Source organism: Pseudobacteriovorax antillogorgiicola, assembly GCF_900177345.1.
Classification (GTDB): Bacteria; Bdellovibrionota_B; Oligoflexia; order Oligoflexales; family Oligoflexaceae; genus Pseudobacteriovorax; species Pseudobacteriovorax antillogorgiicola.
Genome location: NZ_FWZT01000001.1, coordinates 87,361 through 106,501, shown reverse-complemented (window position 1 = coordinate 106,501; position 19,141 = coordinate 87,361). Strand labels below are relative to the sequence as shown.

Here is a 19,141-nt window from a genome sequence, read left to right as displayed (position 1 = left end):
GTTGTCTTACCAGTCCTTAGCCCGCAAGTATCGGCCTCGCCATTTCCAAGATATGGTTGGTCAAGATGCAATCACCAAAGCCCTCGCCAATGCTATTCGTTTGAAGCGAATTCCTCAGGGAGTGATCTTCTCAGGGGTCCGTGGTATCGGCAAGACAACCACAGCGCGGCTTTATGCTAAGGCTTTGAATTGCGAGCAAGGACCTACAGCTGAGCCGTGCAATCAATGCGAGAGCTGCCTTGCAATTAACGACGGTAATCACGAAGACGTTCTAGAGATTGATGGCGCATCCAACACCAGTGTCGATGATGTTAGAGCCCTGCAAGAAACCTTGGAATACGTTCCACAGCGCTCTCCCTATAAGATTTACATTATCGATGAAGTGCATATGCTGTCGCAGAGTGCCTTCAATGCCTTGCTCAAGACATTAGAAGAGCCGCCGCAGCATGTGGTGTTCACTTTTGCAACTACAGAGCTGCAAAAGGTCCCCGAGACGATTCTCAGTCGTTGCCAAACCTTTCATTTGAAGCGTTTGAGCTTGGCAACCATTACCGACCGCCTCAAAGAAATTCTGAATCAAGAGAAAGTGGCGTTTGAGGATCACGCGATTGTCACAGTGGCGAAGGAAGGTCGTGGCTCCATGCGGGATGCCTTAACCTTTTTGGATCAAGTGATTGCCCTTGGCGATGGTCAGGTGACGGCTGCCTCTCTCAAAGGTTTGGTCAATGCAGCGTCTTCTCAATCCTATATCGACTATATCCAAGCCCTAGTGGAACGCAATGGCCACGGGATCATTAAAATTATAGATCAGTGGGATGAGCGTGGCATTCCACTTGATGATGCGGTGGAAGAGGTGGCTAAGTTTTGTCGCCATGGTTTCGTTTTGAAGGACTTGGGGCTCGATGCTCTCGATACACAACTCTTGGGGCTTGCACCTACAGAGCTAGAGCATCTTTATAGAGTTGCTGATCAATCGCCCAGCTTCGACTTGAACAGGATTTTTAGGTTCCTTGTTAAATGTCGCAAAGACTTGGATGGCTCGGAACTAGATCGCTTTATTTTAGAAAATTACAGTCTTGAGTGGTGCTTTGACCCTGGCTTGCCTTCTCTGGATGATCTCAAGCAGCTTGCTGAGGGTAAGGGCTCTAGCCCTGCAAAACCGGAAAGCCAACAGGGCTCACGGCCGAGGCAGTCAGCAGAAGATACTTCTGGGACTGGGAACCGCTCTGGAGCGTCTTCTGGCGCGAGCCTGAAGCAACGCTGGGCTAGTGCCTTTGCTCAGGACGAATCTAAACAAACCCGTCCTGCAGCTCCCATCGACACTGCTCCAGCGCCATCACCTTCCCCTGCTAAAGAGCCTATAGTGCCTCAGAGGAATAGCGAAGTACAATCTGGAGCAGCTCGTGCCAATTCACAATTTGAGCCATCCTCCAAGTTGGTGATGCAAAAAGAGGCCGAGGCAGCGCCGGCGTCGGGCCCTCCAAGCTCAGATGCGCCGCCACCTAGAAAGAAGGCTATATCATCGGTCCTTCAAAAAATTGCTGCTTCAGCAGAGCCTAAGCTAACAACGGATCAACCATCTGCACCCCAAGCGGCTGCCCCAGAGCCAGTGCCGGATCAGAGGGGGGCGGCGAGCTTTCCTGAAAGTTGGCGGGCTCTCGTTGACATCTGGAAATCAAAGATGCCGCTTCAGGGGCGTATTTTAGAGGAAACTGTCCCACTGGCCTACTCAGTGGACACCATTCGCGTCGCTGTTGATCCCAGCAGCATGGCTGGAGCGAAGCTTCTCCACCAAGAGCATCGCAAGAGAGTTGTGGATGGGATTCGCGAGTTATTTGGCTTTTCCGGGGAGCTGTTGGTAGAAAGCCAAGAGTCCAGCGTCAATCAGGAAAGTTCTGATGAGGCTCCAGCCCCAGAATCTCTGCTCCAAGTCAGGCAGAAAGAAGAAGAGGCAGCTCGGCAGGAGCTGTTCGAAGAACTGCGCCAACATCCGATAACCCAGGAGGCACTTTCCGTTTTTGGTGGTAAGATAGACGGAATCGATATGCTAGATGTCTAGTGGAGCGAATTCGTCATGGCCTTTACCAACTTGGAAACCAAGGAAATAAACTGCAAGGTTCTATATTTTGGACCCAAGGGTGCTGGTAAAACGGCTAACTTTGCTTCAATTTTTCAGCAAAGCCAAACTAAGTTGCACCAGGGTCGATTTGAATTAGATGCTGATGAGCAACCCTTTTTTGAATTTATTCCTATCAGCTTGGGGCATCTCAAAGAGTTTCATGTCAAGCTCCACCTCTACACACTTCCAGCTAATCCACTTTATGAAACTGTTCATTCAGTAATGTTAAAGGGTCTCGATGGGTTTGTTTTTGTTTTCGATAGCCGCTTAAGTTCTATGAGGGAAAATCTTAAAAACTGGCTCGAAACGAAGGAGCTTCTGAGTCGCGAGGGTTATAACATGCTCACGCTGCCACGGGTTTTACAGTATAACAAACGAGACCATCCTGAAGCTGTTTCCCTTGATGTCTTGCGCCATGAGTTGAACCCAGGGGGCACAACGGACATTGAAAGTTCGGCCATCAACTCTGTAGGGACTATGGAAACAGTTCATCAGGTCGCTCAGAAAATACTTGATCAACTAGCACAGCCCTAGGAGAAGCCTTCCATGGATACAGACTTTATTTTGCTTGTCGGGTGTCGTGACCATCGCGATTTGCTCAGATTTCCGACCGACGGCGGTGAGTTTCATGGCTTTCAAACTAAAATGGAACGTGATGCTAACAAGCTGGAAGAGGTGCTGCGGGCGGTGAAGAAGGCTCTTTCCTTGCCGAGTATCGATTCAGTGAAGGTGCATACTTTTATTGAAAATGGGCTTCAGGATGCCTCTGGGCGAAAGTTTCAGCTGGCGATTGTAGAAGTTGAGTCTCAAGCAATGCAAGCGCCGGAAGAGTGGCAGACGCTCCCAATCATCCTGCGAAAGATGGAAAAGGGGCCAGCTCGCCTCATATACAATAAAGCAATGCAAGTCTATGCTGGTGCCATGACAGAAGATGTCGCGGCCCTTGAAGTCGATGAGGAAGTTCGCGAACGTCTGCGAAAATTGGAGGACGAGGGCAAGCTCTGAAGCCAACTTGACTGCAAATTCCTCCTTGGGGTACCTTTAAGTATACGCCTGTTCCATAAAACTCTCCGTTTGCTGGTTTCACATCAGGGATACGTTGCGAGGTACCCAATTTTGAGACGTCTGCTATTAATCATCTCACTCCTAGTATCGTCTTCCAGTTTTAGCCAAGGTGATACGCTCCGATGTAATCGCAAACAGTCAGTCTGCGAGATTCAAAACAGGCGGATTACCATCGGGGATAAGATTGGGGTCTTCGCCCGTGACGGCTTTTTGGTGGCTATCGGTGAGGTGATGAAGATTCGCGGCACCCTGCGCATCATTGAGATTAAAACAGCCTACGGTCGGATTCTTAAGTCCCATCGTGCAGAGATCATAAGGGATCGGGAAGCTAAACAACCAGAAAAGTTCTTCAAAGTGATGAAAGGCTTGAAAGAGAGCTTCTGGGGTGGGCACTTGGGGATATATTCTATGGGCATTGGTGATGGCATCACGGCGACTAGCTTCGAAGGTCAGTATCAGTGGAAGTGGAAAAAGTTCACCTACTTTATTATAAAAAGCAGTTTTATCACCGGCTCCGGAGAAGCGTCAGCCAAGCTTCTGGATGTGACCAATACGACCGTCGACATCAGTGTTTTTACGGTGGCAGGTGGCCTGTCAGAAATTTTTAGGCCCTATGAGCCACTTTCTGTGCGAGCATCGGGGGTTGCAGGATTCGGGCAATCATCGGTGTCTTTGGGAGTGGATGGCAGTGTGAGTGATATCCTCAACGATCGGATTGTAGAAGGCACGGTACTCTTGATTCATGGGGAAGTGTCAGCCTTTTATCGGATGGATGCAGGCTATCACCCCATGGTGAGCCTGAATGTGATGTCGCTCCATAATTCAACGAATATTGGTTTTTCCGTCGGAGTATTTGCTGAACTCTGAGCACTAAGAAAACAGCTGATTATGAATATGGCTGAGAGTGGGCTCTAAGTCCTTCTGTTCTAAAAATAGGCTCACTGTGCTGTCCTTACTATCCATCAAGACAATGTCGCAGTTTAGCCCGTCTAGGATCTTGGCAAGAATCTGTGGTTCCTGCCAAAAGCCTTCGCCAACAATGGTTATAGCGGATAGGTCTTCTGCCACTGTGGTGAGTGTCCCGCCTAAGTTCTGCATAAATCCTTCAAAGGCTGAGCGTACCTTACTTTCCACCACCAAGAAAATATCATCGCCCTGAGTTTGGCAATATAGAGGTGTACTGCCTTCAGACCAAAGCCAATCAAGGAGTTTTGGTAAGTGAGTGCTTTTTAGCTGACTGATGCGGAGCTGATCAAGGTGGTCCTTGTGGGCAATGCCATGGGCTCGTGCTGATTCCATATTTTTCTTAGGTCCTATTTGTGTGCCTGGGGCATCAAGGTTAAAGCTGGAACGTATCTCCAAGGGAATCGATTCTTTCTTGGCCAAATTGCTAGCTCGACAGTGAATCACTCCTGATCCATGCCAGGTCAAGTGGCAGAGGCTATCCCAATCTAAGTAGGGCAGCACCTTAGCTTTACGAGCAATCCTGGGATCGGCGGTGCAGATGCCATCCACGTCTTTGTAGATCTCGCATCGATCGGCTTTTAGGCTATGGCTTAAGGCAATTGCGGTGAGATCTGATCCGCCCCGGCCTAAGGTTGTGATTTCTTTGCTACGAGGACTCATGCCCTGAAAACCAGCAACAATGACTACTTTATCGCGTCTGATACCCTCCCGGATGCGGTCACCTAAAATACTTTCAATCCGAGCATTGCCATGGCGTTCGTCAGTAAGAATGCCACTTTGTGATCCCGTCAAAGATACCGTGGGAACTCCATCGCTATTAAGGGCGATACTTAATAGAGACATTGTGATTCGCTCACCTACCGAAAGAAGCATATCGACCTCCCGTTGAGGAGGCTTGGGCGAAAGTTCCAGGGCCATTTTTAGAAGTTCGTCCGTCGTTTTGCCCATGGCGCTAACGACCACAACGATCTGATCTCCATTTTTCTTTTGTGAGATGATATGCTTCGCCACATGACGGATGCGCTCTAGGCTACCGACTGAGGTTCCGCCGTATTTTTGAACTATGAGGGCCACGTTGCTTACTCCAAATCTCGGTTAGACTGCCTACCGAGCTACATGTCTGTCATCCATTGGTCAAAGCAAGTCCGCTGGTCTCCCTACATTATGCGAATCGCCAATGAGTTCAAGTTGTTTCAATATCTATGGGTAAGCTGTGAGCGAAGTTTTTGGTGCGAGCGAGGTGAGCGTTGAATCCCCTGAAGTTCTTAAAGCTCTTGGAGTCGAGGGTTTGCGAGCTTTTCAAGCAGAGGCCATTCAATCGGTAATTGATGGCCGAGATACCCTAGTGGTGGCTCCCACCTCAGGAGGAAAGTCTTTCTGCTACACGGTTCCAGCGATTTTAAAACCAGGGTTGGTGCTGGTGATTTCTCCCTTGATCGCTCTTATGAGAGATCAGATCCGGGAGCTGCAAAAGCGCAATATCAGGGCTTTGGCGCTCGATAGCATGCAATCTCCCGAAGAGAAGGCGGCCGTGTTAGAAACTGTTCGTCGCGACCAGGTGCAGGTTCTTTTTGTGTCCCCTGAGAGGCTGGCTCTACCATCGTTTCGAAACTTTCTAAGCCAAACTGATCTGCAGCTTGTCGCTATTGATGAGGCCCATTGCGTGAATCAGTGGGGCTTAGACTTTCGTCCTGAGTACAGTCGGATCGCGTCGTATCTGAGAGACTTTTATGAAGGGCCAAAGATCGCTTTAACGGCCACGGCCACGGCCAAAGACAGGCAGAAGATTCAAGACTTATTAGAGCTGGCCAAGCCTAAGATTGTCACCAGTCAATATGCTCGCAAGAATCTAAGCCTTAAGGTGTTTCGCTCGCGAAGCAGAGATGATCACCAAAACGCGCTGTTACAAGGTGTGCTGTCGACTGAGGGCTCAGGCATTGTCTATGTTGCTACCCGGAAGCTTTGCAATGAGATTCATGAGTCTTTGCGTCAGGCGGGAGTCGCCGTGGATCGCTATCATGGGGGGATGTTTGCGGACCAAAGAACTCACGCATTTAATCGCTTTATGAATGGTGAGGCTCGGGTCATGGTGGCCACCAAGGCGTTTGGTATGGGGATCAATAAGAAAGATATTCGCTTTGTATTTCACGGAAGCCTGCCTGGGTCTATCGAGGCCTATACCCAAGAAATCGGTCGAGCAGGACGGGATGGAGGTCCTGCACGATGCTATTTATTCTTCACCTCTCGGGACTATCACGTTCAAAAGTTTATGATCGAAAAGTCGTTCCCAAGTATGGAGTCTCTTAAGAAAGTTTATGCCCTTCTCGAAGGGGTTTTTGAGCGGCGGCCTGCTATTGGTGAGGCTGAACTAATGTCTGACTTGGCTAGACGATCAGGTCAAGCTGAGGATCAAATCGATATGGTTCTCGACTTCTTATATCGCGATCGCGTCTTGAAGCGCATGGACTTTGTTCGCGAGTCTTGGGAAGATCAAGGTATCGATGTCATGGTCGCCTTGGCGAGTGAATACCCGGGGATTGAAAGTATTTGCCAAGATATCGACCTAAGAAAAAAAGAGAAGCTCGACAAGTTATCGGCCATGTACGATTTGGCAAAGGGTGAGCAAGATCCCGAATACTATATCGAACGCTATTTTCTAAGGTGAGGTTGTCATGCGGGTTCATATTTTAGGTTCAGGAACATCAGCTGGAGTGCCGGTTATTGGCTGCCACTGCGAAGTTTGTCAAAGCACAGAACCTAAAAATAAGCGCACCCGCGCGTCGATAGCTGTAGAAGTTGATGGCAAGACTATACTCATCGATACAGCCCCTGAAATGCGACTCCAGGTGGTCAGGCAAGGTATCGAAGCCATCGACGCCGTATTTTATACCCACATGCATGCCGACCATGCTCATGGTTTCGATGACCTGAGAGCTTTTTGGTTTCACTCCAAAAGCGTACTTCCATTATATCTGATGCCGGAATACGAAGAGGAGCTAAAAACGCGCTTTTCCTATGCGTTTCAAGACACGGGTTATCGGGGTGCTGTCCCCCAAGTTGATGTCCGTATAATTGACGGAGACTTTGATTTTCAAGGGCTCAAAATCGAAACGGCCCGTCTGCATCACGGCTCGGTGGATTCATGCGCTTTCAAAATCGGTCGATTTGCTTATGCTACTGATTTTAAAAAATTTTCTGAAGAACAGATCGAAAGCTGGAGAGGCAAGATCGATGTGATGGTGGCTAGTGGTATCCACTTTGGTGAGCATTATACCCATAGTGTGATCCCCGAGACCCTGAAACTGTTCGAAGATTTAGGTGTAAAGGCTGGCTATATCTCACATTTGGCTCATGAAGTTGAGTACTTAAGAGACTCGGAGAGGCTGCCCTCGTTCGCCTCTCTAACCTACGACGGAATGATCATTGACCTGTAAGCCTGACTAGCGTAATAACGGTCTGTTTTCGGTGCGGATCCTTTAACTATGAACATGGGGTAGTCTTATGATCATCGGTGTACCCAAAGAGGTAAAAAACAGAGAGAATCGCGTGGCTGTGGTGCCAGGCGGAGTGAAGATGTTCACGGCTGCGGGACATGAAGTACTCATCCAGCAAGGCGCTGGTTTGGGTGCCGGTATCACGGACGAAGAATATAAACTAGCTGGTGCTAAAATCCTTCCTACTGCGGGAGATGTTTGGGGCCAAGCTGAAATGATAATGAAAGTCAAAGAGCCCATCGCTGAGGAATTCCCTCTCATGCGTGAAGGCCAAATTCTATACACTTACTTACACCTAGCTGCTGCTCAAGACTTGGGACATGAGCTGGTGAAGCGTAAGGTATCTGCCATTGCTTACGAAACCATTCAATTGCCCAATGGCGCTTTGCCTCTCCTCACGCCCATGAGTGAAGTTGCAGGTCGCATGTCTGTTCAGGTTGGTGCGCAGTGCTTACAGAAACACCGTGGTGGTAAAGGCCTCCTACTGGGTGGCGTTCCCGGTGTTCGTCGCGGTCGCGTAACAATCATTGGTGGTGGCGTGGTTGGTATCAATGCAGCGAAGATGGCTATTGGCCTCGGTGCTCGTGTGACGATGCTAGACGTGAATGCTGCTCGCCTTGCCTACCTGGATGACGTTTTCGGCACTGATATCGACACTCTGATGTCGAACCCAGAGAATATCTCTAAATCAGTTGAAGAGTCGGATCTCGTCGTTGGCGCGGTTCTTATCGCAGGTGCAAAAGCTCCATGCCTTGTCAATCGTGAGATGATTGCAACTATGGAACGCAACTCTGCGGTGGTCGACGTTGCAATCGATCAAGGTGGTTGTATCGAAACCATTAAGCCAACCACTCACGACGACCCTGTATTCGTTGAAGAGGATGTCATTCACTATGGTGTGACGAACATCCCTGGTGATGTACCTAGAACAAGTACGTATGCCTTGACTAATGTTACCCATAAGTATGCGATGGACCTCGCTAATAAGGGTCTGGAAAAAGCATTGGCGTTAGATCCAGCGTTGAAACTAGGATTGAATACCTTCCAAGGTATCGCGACTTACCGTGCCGTGGCTGAAGCTCTTGGCCTCGATTATCAAGATATCAACTTCTAAGAATTTGAACCGATTGTTAGGAGTTCGAAAACGGCTTTGTCTGCCCCCTAGTGGGGAGACGAATTTTCGAACCCCTGCTGATGGGAGCCTATGAATACCTACCAACTCATCGATTCTGGAAACTTTCAAAAGCTTGAACAAATTGGACCCTATCGCATGGTTCGGCCTTCACCCCAAGCTGTGTGGCGACCTCGCCTGCCAGCATCCGAGTGGAAGCGGGATGTGGATGTGGTCTTCAAACGCTTTTCCGGGGGAGATGGTAAGTGGACGGTATTGAACAAGCGTCTCGATCGTGAGTGGTTCATTGACTATGGTGGCTTGAATTTGAAATTAAAGCGCACCGACTTTGGTCATTTGGGTGTGTTTGCCGAACAGATAAGCAATTGGCAAACTATACGCTCCCTGTCGAAGCCCGATATGGAGGTCTTGAACCTTTTTGCTTACACCGGTGGCTCTTCGCTTGCAGCGGCTCAAGGGGGTGCTAAGGTCGTTCATGTCGATGCCTCGAAGACCAGTGTCGCTTGGGCTCGTGAGAACGCTGAAGCGAATCAGCTAGCAGATCACCCGATCAGATGGATCGTTGATGATGCCCAGAAATTTGTTGCGAAGGAAGCGCGCCGAGGTCGACGCTATCATGGAGTCATCTTAGATCCACCGAGCTTTGGTCGCGGGAGTAAGAACGAGGTCTGGAAGATCGAAGAGCACCTTTCGCCTCTTTTGGATGGCATTAAAGAGATCCTCCATGAGGACTTTAAGTTTATTCTTCTCAGCTCTCATTCTCACGGCTATACCCCTGTGGCGATGAAAAATAATCTGCTCGAACTCGTGGGCGATATAACCGGAGAGTTCCAGCTCAGCGAGATGCTTGTTGAGGAGCAAGATGGAGGCCGAGCCCTACCGAGCGGTGCGAGCTGTTTCTTCATTCGGAACTAGAGTCATGATTGAATCCCTTAAAAACCAAAAGATCAAAGACTTAATCAAGCTGCGGGACGGGAAGCACCGGCGGCGGATGCAACGTTTTTTGCTTGAGGGTGATCGGGAAACGGATCGAGCCATTCGAAACGGGATTCAGGTTCTAGAGATCTATGCTTGCAAGGCTAGTCTTGGAGAGCTAGGAAAAAGTCTGGTTGAGAAAAATCCAGACTTGGTGACCTGGGTGAGCCCGGCAGTTTTTGAAAAAATTGCTCTCCGAGATAGCACCGGTGGGCTATGCTCTGTGGGTCAGCCGCGATATGCGTATCTGGATGATCTACCTCGGGAAAACTTATTTCTTATAGTTGCCGAAGGCTTAGAAAAGCCTGGCAATCTGGGTGCTATCCTCCGCACAGCAGATGGGGCTGGTGCTGATGGTCTGGTGTTGTTGGATGAAACCGCCGATCTTTACAACCCTAACTGCATCCGTGCTAGCCTGGGAGCAGCTTTTTCGGTACCCGTAATCAGGTCTCGCCATCAGGAGTTTTTAGATTTTTGCCAGCAGCACAAGGTTCAGTTGGTAACAGCTTCCCCCCATAGCGACTCTTTCTACTACGGCCTCGATCTTAAATCCTCGGCGGCAATTGTTTTAGGTAGTGAAGCTCATGGCCTCTCTGGCTTTTGGGAATCCCATGGGACCGCAGTGAAGATTCCCATGCTGGGGGTCTGCGACTCTTTGAATGTATCGGTTTCTGCTGCTATTCTGGCCTATGAAGTCCGTCGGCAGCGATCTTAAGTAGCATGGCCGTACTAACCATAACCAGCTGTACTCCAATAGAATACAGCACGTTCCCTTGAAGGAACGCACGTCAAGCTTCCGTCTGCTCTTTGCCCTTGCGGCTACCTCGATACATTTCAAAGATGAGGAGCTTGCAGCGAATGCTGCCGTTAAGCAACGGGATCTTTTTGCTAGGGCGCAATCCGATAAACTTATAGGGGGCATCTTCTGCAGCGAGCAAAGCCACACGCCATCCAGAATATTGCCGTTTTAGAGTGTTGCCAATTTCTTGATAGAAGTCTTTGATAGACTCTTGGCCTTGACCATCCAACCGCTCGCCATAAGGCAGGTTACAGACGAGGAGGCCAGGATCGCATGGGGGCTGAAGTTCGAAAAAGCTGCCGTGCTTGAACTGAATGTGCTTCTCAACCCTAGCGCGCAGAGCATGAGACCGAGCCATCTCGACAAACTCACCGCTGATATCAGAAGCATAAATGCCTGCTGGAGCTTCGCCGCGCTTGGACTGACGAACCTCGTCTTGCACTGAACGCCAAAGCTGGTAGTTGAAGTCCTTTAAATTTTCTAATGCAAACTCACCCTTCTTACGATGAATCAAGGGTGCCTTATCTAAGCTGATATACGCTCCTTCGATAGCGATAGTCCCACTGCCGCACATAGGGTCGTATAAGTTTTCCGACCCATCGTAGCCCGCAGCACTTAGGATCGCTGCGGCGAGGGTCTCCTTGACCGGTGCTGGGTGAGATTCTAGCTTGTAGCCACGCTTATGAAAGGTCTTGCCGGAAGTGTCTATGCTGATGGTAAGCCGTTGCTCGTGAACGAAGGCTATGATTTTTGCTTTGGGGTTCTTAAGGTCGACCCTAGGCTTTTGCAGACCCTTCCGCTGGTAGTACTGCTCCAGCCCAAATCTCACCGCCTTGCTGATCTGTGTTGAACTAGGTGCCTTAGGGCCTCGATCGCCAGCTACGCCTTCGATCAGAAAACTGGTAGATTCATTGAGGTAGTCGTCCCATTTCACCTTGCTGGCTTGGTTTGTGATGATGGCGAGAGAGCTTCCTGAACCAGTTTTAAGTACTTTAAGAAGGCGACTCACAGTGCGAAGGCCGAGGTGCATGCGATAGATGTTCTCCTCCTTAGCCTCAAACTGGATGGCTTTAAAACCACTTCGGATTTTGGTGCCTCCCTGTGTGCGCAACTCAGCTGCGACAAGGTCTTGAATTTCCAGGGGGCAAGTAGCGATATATGGCTGAAGCATGGCGAATCCTATTCGGCAATCTGATCGTTTTTCGAGCCCTAGCTTATTGCCTTTTTGACGTAATTTGTCAATCCATTTGCAAGAATTGGGAGCAGTTTTCGTAATTTGCCGTTGACCAGAGGAGCCCTTTCCTTTAGCAGGAAGACATCGTCGTTCAGTAAAGACAAGGATGCAACATGGCAAATGTAACAAGCGAAGTTCAGGAAGCCCTTAAAAACATTGACTTTGAGAAAAATTCCTACGAATTGACTTTCGAAACTTCGATGGGTGATATCAATCTTGAGTTCTATCCGGAAATTGCACCAGGACATTGTGGTAACATGATCGCCCTGGCAAAGGTTGGATATTATGACAATCTTACGTTTCACCGTATCGTACCCGGCTTTGTGATTCAGGGTGGATGTCCTGATGGCACTGGTATGGGTGGCCCCGGATACACGATCGATGCTGAGTTTAACGACAAGCCTCACCTTCCAGGTGTGCTGTCTATGGCCCGAACTAATGACCCCAACTCTGCAGGATCACAATTTTTTCTTTGCCTGGAGAAGGTGCCTTATTTGGATAACCAATACACTGTCTTTGGAGCGACCAAGGATGATGAAAGCCTGGCAGTAGTTAAGGCGATCGGCGCCGTGAAAACTGGTGCTCAGGACCGCCCACTGGAAGATGTTGTTATCAAAAAGGCAACTGTCTCAGAAAAAGCGAAGTAAGAGTAAAGCCACTTCGGTGGCTTCTCTAAAGAGGTTTTTTCACAGCCATAAATGCTGCGCCCCAGCCCAGTAATAGAATCAAGATCCACATCATCCCAGCAATATTTTGCTTTCGAGCTGCAATCGCGCCAACGCCCCCTAGCAAGACCCAGATAGCCAACTTGACCATGACCCAGCCTTGAACGCCTGTGCCGATGCGCGCCAACAGGCCAAAGCCCGCAATAAGTGCGATTAGGAGGCCCAAGCCATGCATGATGCCCAGCCATTTTCTCCCTTTATGGTTCTTATCGCCACCGTTCAGAGCGTGCAGGCACTGGGCACCCAAGCCGGAGAAAACCATGAAAATTCCCAGGTAGTGTAGAATCTTGTAGAACGTATAAGAAAACAACGGGAGACCTCCTCAGTGTCAATTGCAAAGTCCCCAATGTACGGGATTTCTTAGGGGGGATAAATGGTGAAATCATCGATTGTAAAACTCGATAGCTTTTTTGTGGCAATCCTTCTGGGTGGCCCACTTTATTATTGGCTCTATCTGGGGTTTAGCGATGGACTTGGTGCCAATCCGGTGGAGGCTATAACCCATGAAACGGGAGTTTGGGCTCTCAACCTTTTGGTTCTAAGCCTTACTTTGACCCCTCTTCAAGTTCATCTTAAATGGCGTAGGCTGGGACGCTATCGTCGAGCTGTTGGGCTGTCGGTGTTCTTTTACGGAACTCTACACGCCTTGTCCTATGTCGTTCTCGATCATGGTGGCGATGTGAATCTTATGCTTGAAGACATCACAGAGCGGAAGTTCATGGCGGCAGGAATGCTGGCTTATCTTCTACTTGTTCCATTGGCGATCACATCTAATCACTGGTCTGTTAGAGCGATGGGGTATCGGCGTTGGAAACGACTCCATCTCCTGGCTTATGGTGCTGGGGCGATGGCAATACTGCACTTTGTCTGGCTCGTGAAGTCGGACTATCAGGAGCCCATGCTTTATGGAACTGTATTTCTAGTCGTCCTTCTGCTTCGGCCGGCGCTTGCGCCGAAAAAAATCTTTAAGTACTTGGCTGCACTCATCGGCAAATAAACCATGCTCTACTGGAAAGGCGTGATTGAGGCGCTCGTCCTGATGGATGGAGTAGAGGCTTCCCAAGGCCCCACCTTTAGGGTCGGCTGTGCCGTAAACAACCCGACGGAAGCGGCTTTGAAAAATCGCCCCACTGCACATGACGCAGGGTTCGAGGGTGACGAACAGGTCGCAGTCCACCAAACGCCACGTACCCAAGAGTTTTGCTGCCTTCTTGATGGCCAGGAGTTCTGCATGGGCTGTGGGATCTTGTAGCGTTTCGCGCAGATTTAGACCTGTACAAAGAAGGCGATCTTGGAAGGTGATGACGGCTCCCACAGGAACTTCATCGATCATGGCTGCGGATCGAGCTAGGCTCAAGGCTAATGCCATCCAGCGCTCATCGTCATGACTTGGAATTGTCCTGCTCCTCCTGGCGTCGCCATTTCTGGGCGTGTTTACCGATGTTCCCCAGGCGTCTTAAACCAAAATGGGCCATGATGTCTCCAGGGCTTTTTCCTAAGCCTAGCTGGAATTGCACTGCGTAGTGCCGCAAGAGTTCCGTATTAAGGTGTTTGATTCCAGCAAGATGGCCTAGTTCGTAGACGAGAAACTTGAGCCCATGACGGCTCATCTTGGGTAAGATAGTGGCGAAGTCACGGCCTTTAAACGATATAAAGAGGCTTTCTTTTTCGAAGCTGAATCCTTGAGCTCGCTCCGTAAATGCGTCCCGATAGGCAGTTAGCGCTGCGAATGTTGTAGGGGAAAGTTCTATCGTTCGCGATCGGTTGCCGTGGAGCTGCATCGTTGCTCTTTCAGCACCCAGAAATAAATGAGTCCATTTCAGATTAATCACTTCCGTGGCCTTCAAGCCTTCAAACGCTAGAAGATGGAGAATAGCTAGGTCCCGTTGGGTTTTGATCCCCTTGGGTTGCGCCTTTAAGATCAAGAGAATTTCGTCAATATCTTCATCTGCAAGGCCTTCAGGGAGTGATTCATCGCGCTCCGGTATCGGCACGTGATCGAGAGGTGATGTATAAGTGCGGTCTTCATCGGCTAGGAAACGAAAAAACTGACGAATTCCTATGATCTTACGCCTGACGGAGTTATCGCGCTCCGAAGATCCTAGCTGGGCTTGGTAGGCTAGCAAAGTTTCTGGCTCTACCTCATCGGTGCGGATCGCACAATCGTTTAGGTACAGCAGGAAGTCTGCTGCATCGCGACAGTACGATTCGATTGTAGAAGGGCTTTTGCCGCTGGCCTTCAAAGCGAGCAGAAATCTCTTCACGGATTCTGGGTGTGCCTTCATGGTATATCTTCTTATAATATAGCAAGCCAGTTCAACCTTTAGAATCTAGCAAAGCGGGCAAAATCTCGAAAGATTTACTTATTTGGAGGCGTTATGGGATATCGATGGTTCATTCTTGCTATGTTACTGAGCACCCAAAGCCAAGGGAAGGACCTTTTGGACCACATCACGATTCAGGTAAACGGAGACATCACGAAAGTAGAACCCGGGAAGGCTTTGAAGGTTTTTGAGGGTGACCAAGTAAAAATAGTCGCTGCAAAACTAGCAAGTGGTAAGCAGCCTGAATTCGTGAATCTCGTAGGCTTCAGGCGCCCCGGAGGGGATAATCCATTTGACGACACCGGCAAATTAGTCTTAGTTGGGGATGAGCTTAATCGGCAGTGGGCGATCAGGCGTCAGTACCTAAGATACCGGATCAATGTTAGGACGAAGTCAATATTGCATGGTAGGGTGTTTTTGGATGTTCACCAGCCGATCGTCAGAAGTATTCGGGTCCAGGTGAATGATAAACTGCTCGATATCAAGCCAAATCAAACTCTACGGATCAAAGAAAGTGATCAGATCAAGCTCGATCGGGTAGACGCCAATTTCGATGTTCAAAGTCCCGGTTTTCGCTATCGATTTAAAAATAGCGATCGTGAACATGACATTGTCATGACAAGATATGGCCGTAAGGTCGCTGTGTTTCCAATAAAGGTCTATTAGTATCATGTTCAAGGTCCAGCTTGCGACTCACGAGGAAAAGAAACGACTGGTCGAGTTTATCCTGATCATTGTGATCTCGGTGGTGCTCGTTGCATTGTCGCGCCTGGAAGGTAACCTATTCGAGCTAAGCAAGCAGCTCTCTGAGCACCAAGACTTTCTCACTTCGGTCGTGTATTTCAGCCTTATCAATATCAACGTAGTCCTGGTCCTAGTTCTGAGTTTTCTCATATTTCGAAATGTGGCCAAACTAGTCCTTGAACGTCGTCGTGGGGTCATTGGCTCCCGCTTGCGGAGCAAGTTGGTGGTTGCTTTGGTGTTCTTTGCCTTGGCCCCTACTGCTTTGCTTTTTTATATCTCCACAAGGTTTCTAACTGAGAGCTTCGATACTTGGTTTTCTGCTAAGGTCGAGGCCACAATGCACAAAACCCGCGAGGCAGGAGCCTTGGTTTATGAAAGGGATAAGAGGCGGATCGAGGGCTTGGCTCGCATTGCCTTACAGCGGATTGATGTAGCATCAAGCTATCCTTTTGAAAACTCTTGGTCGCAGATCGATACTCAGAGGCTAAAAGGTTTTGCTCAAGAGTATCGGGTGTTTGGGGTGCGTGTTTTTGATCGGGATGGGCAAGTGATCTGGAGTTCGGCTTTATCTTATAACGACGAGCCGATTTCGATCCAAACCAGGCAGTTCGTGCTGGGGGCCATCGAACGCTTTCGCGCCTACCCAGGGATGACGTCGCGAGCAGTGGTCGACGTGGACCAGGGGCGCGATGTGGTGCGTGGAGTCGCACCGATTGTTGATCCCAGCTCTCAAGCGATCGTTGGGGTCGTGCTCACCGAGGAGCGATTTGATACCCAAATCCTAAAGAGCGTGGAAGGGATCATTCAGGAGTTTGCGAACCTTAAACCCGGTGCCGAGTTGATCCGACTAAGCTATTTGATTCTCCTCGTTTTAATGGTTTTGATCATCTTGTTTTCAGCTACCTGGCTGGGTTTCTATGTATCCAAGGGCATCATGGCGCCTATTCAAAGCCTTGCCGAAGCTACCAAAGAGGTGGCACTTGGAAACTATGAGGTGAATTTGGTTGCAAAAACAGACGATGAAACTGGGCAGCTGATTCGCTCCTTTAATAGTATGACTGCTGATTTGAAAGCTCACGAGCAACAGGTTCGAGACTTTACCGCCAAGCTTGAAAAAACCAATGTTGAGCTTGATCAGCGCCGTAAGTATATGGAGGTGATCCTTAGGAACATCTCTGCAGGTGTGATCTCGGTGAGTTCATCCGGTATTGTGACATCCATCAATCGAGCGGCAGAGAAGCTGCTGGGAATTTCGGCGGAAGGAGCCATCAATCATCACGAGTCATTAGTTTTTACTGGCTATTTGATGGAAAGCTTCTGGAAGCCTATCCAAGAGAGAGTTTCCGAAAGTGCCGAGTTCACTGGGCAGATCGAGCTAGATGTGGGAGATCGTTCGTTAACGCTGCTAGCTGATGGCATCAAGATCTCGGATGAAGCTGGGGAAGACCTTGGTATGATCGTTGTCTTTGATGATGCAAGCGAACAGGTGAAAGCCCAACGAGTTGCAGCCTGGCGTGAGGTTGCGCGGCGGATCGCTCATGAAATTAAGAACCCCATCACACCGATCAAGTTGAGTGCCCAGCGTTTGCTACGGAAGTTTGGCAACCAGTTTGAAGGGAAGGACCAGCAGGTATTTTCCTCCTGTGTTGAAACCATTGTCTCAGAGGTCGATGGCCTGAGAGATCTGGTTAATGAATTCTCTAAATTTGCCAGAATGCCTGCGGTTCGGACCCAGCCAGAAAACTTGTATAATTTGATTCGCGATGTCGTGGGAATGTATAGCTTGAGCTACAGCCACGTCACCTTCGATATAGGTCAGCTGCCTAAAGATTTGCCCTTGGTGCAGCTCGATCGGGAGCAGATGATTCGGGTTTTCACCAATCTGATAGCCAACAGTATCGATGCTTTGGCTGAGGTGGGTCTGATTTCCATATCAGCCTCAATGCTCCCAGGCTATGAAGTGGTGCGAGTTTCCATTGCCGATACAGGGTGCGGTATCCCCGACCGGGTGAAGCAGAAGGTTATGGAACCCTATTTTTCGACTAAAAAACATGGCACGGGCCTTGGCCTTGCGATCGTGAATCAAATTGTCTCCGATCATGGTGGATACTTGAGAATTCAAGACAATGTTCCGGAGGGCACGATTGTGGTGATGGAGCTGCCGGTAGGATAAGGAAGAATCGATGGAGAACCAGTTGGATAAAAGCCGCCCTTTGGCGTTGATCGTTGACGATGAAGAAAGCATTCGCAATACCCTCGCTGACGTACTGGATGATGAGGGTTGGGATACGAAGTTGGCCGCCAATGGCTATGAAGGGGTTGATCGGTTCAAAAAAGCTTCCCCAGATTTGGTTTTTTTAGATGTTTGGATGCCGAATCTGGATGGCATTCAGACCCTGCAAATATTAAAAGAGCTGAATCATCAAACTCCGGTCGTTGTCATGAGTGGGCACGGGACCATCGATACTGCAGTTCGTGCAACCCGTATCGGAGCTTTTGAGTACCTTGAGAAGCCCTTGTCTCTTGAGAAGATCTTGCCTTTGCTGGAGCATGCGAACAAGCTCCGCAAGGCTCACTCTCGCACGAGTCAGCTAGTGGAGGCCACCGAAATGATCGGCCGAAGCGAAGGCCTGATGCAAATCAAGCGGCAAATCAACATGGTTGCCCCTCGCAACGCATGGATCTTGATCACTGGGGAAAACGGTACGGGTAAGGAGGTGGTTGCTCGGAATGTTCATGCACGTAGCACCCGCTGCAATGAAGCTTTTATTGCTGTAAACTGCGCGGCGATTCCTGAGGAGCTGATTGAGAGCGAGTTGTTTGGCCATCAGAAGGGGGCATTTACCAATGCCATTGCGAGCAAGCAGGGTAAGTTCGAATTGGCAAATAACGGAACCTTGTTTCTAGATGAAATTGGGGACATGTCTCTGAAGACTCAAGCTAAGATCCTGAGAATCCTACAGGAGCAGAAGTTTGAGCGGGTTGGGGGTGTTGAAGCGATAGAAGTTGATGTGAGGGTGATCGCAGCAACCAATAAAAATTTAAAAGAAGAGATTGAAAAAGGCCAGTTTCGAGAAGACTTGTACTATCGCTTGAATGTAATCCCCTTTGAGCTTCCTCCGTTGCGTGACCGTGGAGACGATATCTCAGATCTATGTGACTACTTTTTTCAGCAGTTTTCTTTGGAATTAGCTGAACCGCAAAAGCGTCTTTCAGATGATGCCTACCTGATGCTCAAGCAGTATCGCTGGCCAGGGAATATTCGTGAGCTAAAGAATATGCTGGAACGAATCTGCATCATGATTCCCGACGAAGTAATTCGTGTCGAGCATTTGAAGGGCTTGCTGCCGGTTGATGATGAGCCACGCCCCACTCCGACACTCAATGCTCAAGCTGCAACTCTGAAGCAGGCAAAAACAGATTTTGAAAGAGCCTTTATTCTTGATAAACTTGAGGAAAATCAGTGGAACGTAACTAAAACGGCGGAAGCGATCGGTGTTGAGCGCAGCAATCTGCATCGGAAGCTGAAAGTATTTAAAATCGACCCCAAGCAAAGAGGCTAGC

Annotated in this window: 19 protein-coding genes; 14 read left to right on the top strand and 5 right to left on the bottom strand. The window is 49.2% G+C overall.

The window, feature by feature from the left end; all coding sequences use genetic code 11:
* Window position 1: 1 nt before the first annotated feature.
* The 4 genes from dnaX to B9N89_RS00525 all read left to right on the top strand — a co-directional run bounded on the left by dnaX (window position 2) and on the right by B9N89_RS00525 (window position 4,051).
* A complete protein-coding gene (gene dnaX / locus B9N89_RS00540; protein WP_132314755.1) occupies window positions 2-2,059 on the top strand; it encodes a DNA polymerase III subunit gamma/tau in 2,058 nt (685 codons plus the stop codon).
* A gap of 15 nt (window positions 2,060-2,074) precedes the next feature.
* Window positions 2,075-2,653 (top strand): GTP-binding protein, encoded by a 579-nt coding sequence (locus B9N89_RS00535; RefSeq protein ID WP_132314756.1) that lies wholly within the window; start codon window positions 2,075-2,077, stop codon window positions 2,651-2,653.
* Between the two features lie 12 nt (window positions 2,654-2,665).
* Window positions 2,666-3,124 (top strand): hypothetical protein, encoded by a 459-nt coding sequence (locus B9N89_RS00530; protein ID WP_132314757.1) that lies wholly within the window; start codon window positions 2,666-2,668, stop codon window positions 3,122-3,124.
* A gap of 111 nt (window positions 3,125-3,235) precedes the next feature.
* Complete coding sequence (locus tag B9N89_RS00525) at window positions 3,236-4,051, top strand: hypothetical protein (RefSeq protein WP_132314758.1); 816 nt, start codon at window positions 3,236-3,238, stop codon at window positions 4,049-4,051.
* Window positions 4,052-4,054: 3 nt separating this feature from the next.
* Here the strand turns inward: B9N89_RS00525 and B9N89_RS00520 are convergent, their stop codons facing one another.
* A complete protein-coding gene (locus B9N89_RS00520; protein ID WP_132314759.1) occupies window positions 4,055-5,224 on the bottom strand; it encodes an aspartate kinase in 1,170 nt (389 codons plus the stop codon).
* A gap of 139 nt (window positions 5,225-5,363) precedes the next feature.
* Here B9N89_RS00520 and B9N89_RS00515 point away from each other — a divergent pair, with 139 nt between their 5' ends.
* From B9N89_RS00515 to B9N89_RS00495, 5 genes are all read left to right on the top strand, one after another.
* Window positions 5,364-6,815 (top strand): RecQ family ATP-dependent DNA helicase, encoded by a 1,452-nt coding sequence (locus B9N89_RS00515; protein WP_132314760.1) that lies wholly within the window; start codon window positions 5,364-5,366, stop codon window positions 6,813-6,815.
* A 7-nt stretch (window positions 6,816-6,822) separates the two neighbouring features.
* Window positions 6,823-7,584 (top strand): MBL fold metallo-hydrolase, encoded by a 762-nt coding sequence (locus B9N89_RS00510; protein ID WP_132314761.1) that lies wholly within the window; start codon window positions 6,823-6,825, stop codon window positions 7,582-7,584.
* Window positions 7,585-7,651: 67 nt separating this feature from the next.
* Window positions 7,652-8,758 carry an alanine dehydrogenase gene (gene ald / locus B9N89_RS00505; RefSeq protein ID WP_132314762.1) on the top strand — a complete coding sequence of 369 codons (1,107 nt, stop codon included), beginning with the start codon at window positions 7,652-7,654 and terminating at the stop codon, window positions 8,756-8,758.
* Window positions 8,759-8,848: 90 nt separating this feature from the next.
* The gene (locus B9N89_RS00500; RefSeq protein WP_132314763.1) at window positions 8,849-9,691 is read left to right on the top strand and encodes a class I SAM-dependent methyltransferase; all 843 of its coding nucleotides are present in this window, start codon (window positions 8,849-8,851) and stop codon (window positions 9,689-9,691) included.
* On the top strand, window positions 9,627-10,466 hold the full coding sequence (locus B9N89_RS00495; protein WP_159455048.1) for a TrmH family RNA methyltransferase: 840 nt from the start codon (window positions 9,627-9,629) through the stop codon (window positions 10,464-10,466). The genes B9N89_RS00500 and B9N89_RS00495 overlap by 65 nt, the downstream gene beginning before the upstream one ends.
* Window positions 10,467-10,539: 73 nt before the next feature.
* Here B9N89_RS00495 and B9N89_RS00490 read toward each other — a convergent pair whose 3' ends face one another.
* Window positions 10,540-11,721 carry a THUMP domain-containing class I SAM-dependent RNA methyltransferase gene (locus tag B9N89_RS00490; protein ID WP_132314765.1) on the bottom strand — a complete coding sequence of 394 codons (1,182 nt, stop codon included), beginning with the start codon at window positions 11,719-11,721 and terminating at the stop codon, window positions 10,540-10,542.
* Window positions 11,722-11,897: 176 nt separating this feature from the next.
* Here B9N89_RS00490 and B9N89_RS00485 point away from each other — a divergent pair, with 176 nt between their 5' ends.
* Window positions 11,898-12,431 (top strand): peptidylprolyl isomerase, encoded by a 534-nt coding sequence (locus tag B9N89_RS00485; protein ID WP_132314766.1) that lies wholly within the window; start codon window positions 11,898-11,900, stop codon window positions 12,429-12,431.
* 25 nt (window positions 12,432-12,456) lie between these two features.
* On the opposite strand, the gene B9N89_RS00480 is transcribed toward B9N89_RS00485, so the two are convergent.
* Window positions 12,457-12,819, bottom strand: coding sequence for a hypothetical protein (locus B9N89_RS00480; RefSeq protein ID WP_132314767.1), 363 nt, complete (start codon window positions 12,817-12,819; stop codon window positions 12,457-12,459).
* Between the two features lie 63 nt (window positions 12,820-12,882).
* On the opposite strand from B9N89_RS00480, the gene B9N89_RS00475 reads away from it, so the two are divergent.
* Window positions 12,883-13,506 (top strand): protein-methionine-sulfoxide reductase heme-binding subunit MsrQ, encoded by a 624-nt coding sequence (locus tag B9N89_RS00475; RefSeq protein WP_132314768.1) that lies wholly within the window; start codon window positions 12,883-12,885, stop codon window positions 13,504-13,506.
* Here B9N89_RS00475 and tadA read toward each other — a convergent pair.
* Complete coding sequence (tadA, locus tag B9N89_RS00470; protein WP_268808652.1) at window positions 13,429-13,905, bottom strand: tRNA adenosine(34) deaminase TadA; 477 nt, start codon at window positions 13,903-13,905, stop codon at window positions 13,429-13,431. The genes B9N89_RS00475 and tadA overlap by 78 nt on opposite strands.
* Entirely contained in the window at window positions 13,892-14,794 is a 903-nt protein-coding gene (locus tag B9N89_RS00465) for a tyrosine-type recombinase/integrase (protein ID WP_132314770.1), read from the bottom strand. Before B9N89_RS00465 ends, tadA begins: the two co-directional genes overlap by 14 nt.
* A 93-nt stretch (window positions 14,795-14,887) precedes the next feature.
* Here B9N89_RS00465 and B9N89_RS00460 point away from each other — a divergent pair, with 93 nt between their 5' ends.
* Genes B9N89_RS00460 through B9N89_RS00450 form a run of 3 tightly spaced genes read left to right on the top strand, consistent with a single transcriptional unit; the run spans window position 14,888 to window position 19,140 of the window.
* On the top strand, window positions 14,888-15,499 hold the full coding sequence (locus tag B9N89_RS00460) for a hypothetical protein (protein ID WP_132314771.1): 612 nt from the start codon (window positions 14,888-14,890) through the stop codon (window positions 15,497-15,499).
* Between the two features lie 4 nt (window positions 15,500-15,503).
* Window positions 15,504-17,750 carry a sensor histidine kinase gene (locus B9N89_RS00455; RefSeq protein ID WP_132314772.1) on the top strand — a complete coding sequence of 749 codons (2,247 nt, stop codon included), beginning with the start codon at window positions 15,504-15,506 and terminating at the stop codon, window positions 17,748-17,750.
* 10 nt (window positions 17,751-17,760) lie between these two features.
* The gene (locus B9N89_RS00450) at window positions 17,761-19,140 is read left to right on the top strand and encodes a sigma-54-dependent transcriptional regulator (protein ID WP_132314773.1); all 1,380 of its coding nucleotides are present in this window, start codon (window positions 17,761-17,763) and stop codon (window positions 19,138-19,140) included.
* Window position 19,141: the final 1 nt, after the last annotated feature.

Coding starts and splice junctions, on each gene's coding strand:
- B9N89_RS00535 (WP_132314756.1), top strand. CDS start 2,075: ATGGCCTTTACCAACTTGGAAACCAAGGAAATAAACTGCAAGGTTCTA.
- B9N89_RS00530 (WP_132314757.1), top strand. CDS start 2,666: ATGGATACAGACTTTATTTTGCTTGTCGGGTGTCGTGACCATCGCGAT.
- B9N89_RS00510 (WP_132314761.1), top strand. CDS start 6,823: ATGCGGGTTCATATTTTAGGTTCAGGAACATCAGCTGGAGTGCCGGTT.
- ald (WP_132314762.1), top strand. CDS start 7,652: ATGATCATCGGTGTACCCAAAGAGGTAAAAAACAGAGAGAATCGCGTG.
- B9N89_RS00500 (WP_132314763.1), top strand. CDS start 8,849: ATGAATACCTACCAACTCATCGATTCTGGAAACTTTCAAAAGCTTGAA.
- B9N89_RS00490 (WP_132314765.1), bottom strand. CDS start 11,721: ATGCTTCAGCCATATATCGCTACTTGCCCCCTGGAAATTCAAGACCTT.
- B9N89_RS00485 (WP_132314766.1), top strand. CDS start 11,898: ATGGCAAATGTAACAAGCGAAGTTCAGGAAGCCCTTAAAAACATTGAC.
- B9N89_RS00475 (WP_132314768.1), top strand. CDS start 12,883: ATGGTGAAATCATCGATTGTAAAACTCGATAGCTTTTTTGTGGCAATC.
- B9N89_RS00465 (WP_132314770.1), bottom strand. CDS start 14,794: ATGAAGGCACACCCAGAATCCGTGAAGAGATTTCTGCTCGCTTTGAAG.
- B9N89_RS00460 (WP_132314771.1), top strand. CDS start 14,888: ATGGGATATCGATGGTTCATTCTTGCTATGTTACTGAGCACCCAAAGC.
- B9N89_RS00455 (WP_132314772.1), top strand. CDS start 15,504: ATGTTCAAGGTCCAGCTTGCGACTCACGAGGAAAAGAAACGACTGGTC.
- B9N89_RS00450 (WP_132314773.1), top strand. CDS start 17,761: ATGGAGAACCAGTTGGATAAAAGCCGCCCTTTGGCGTTGATCGTTGAC.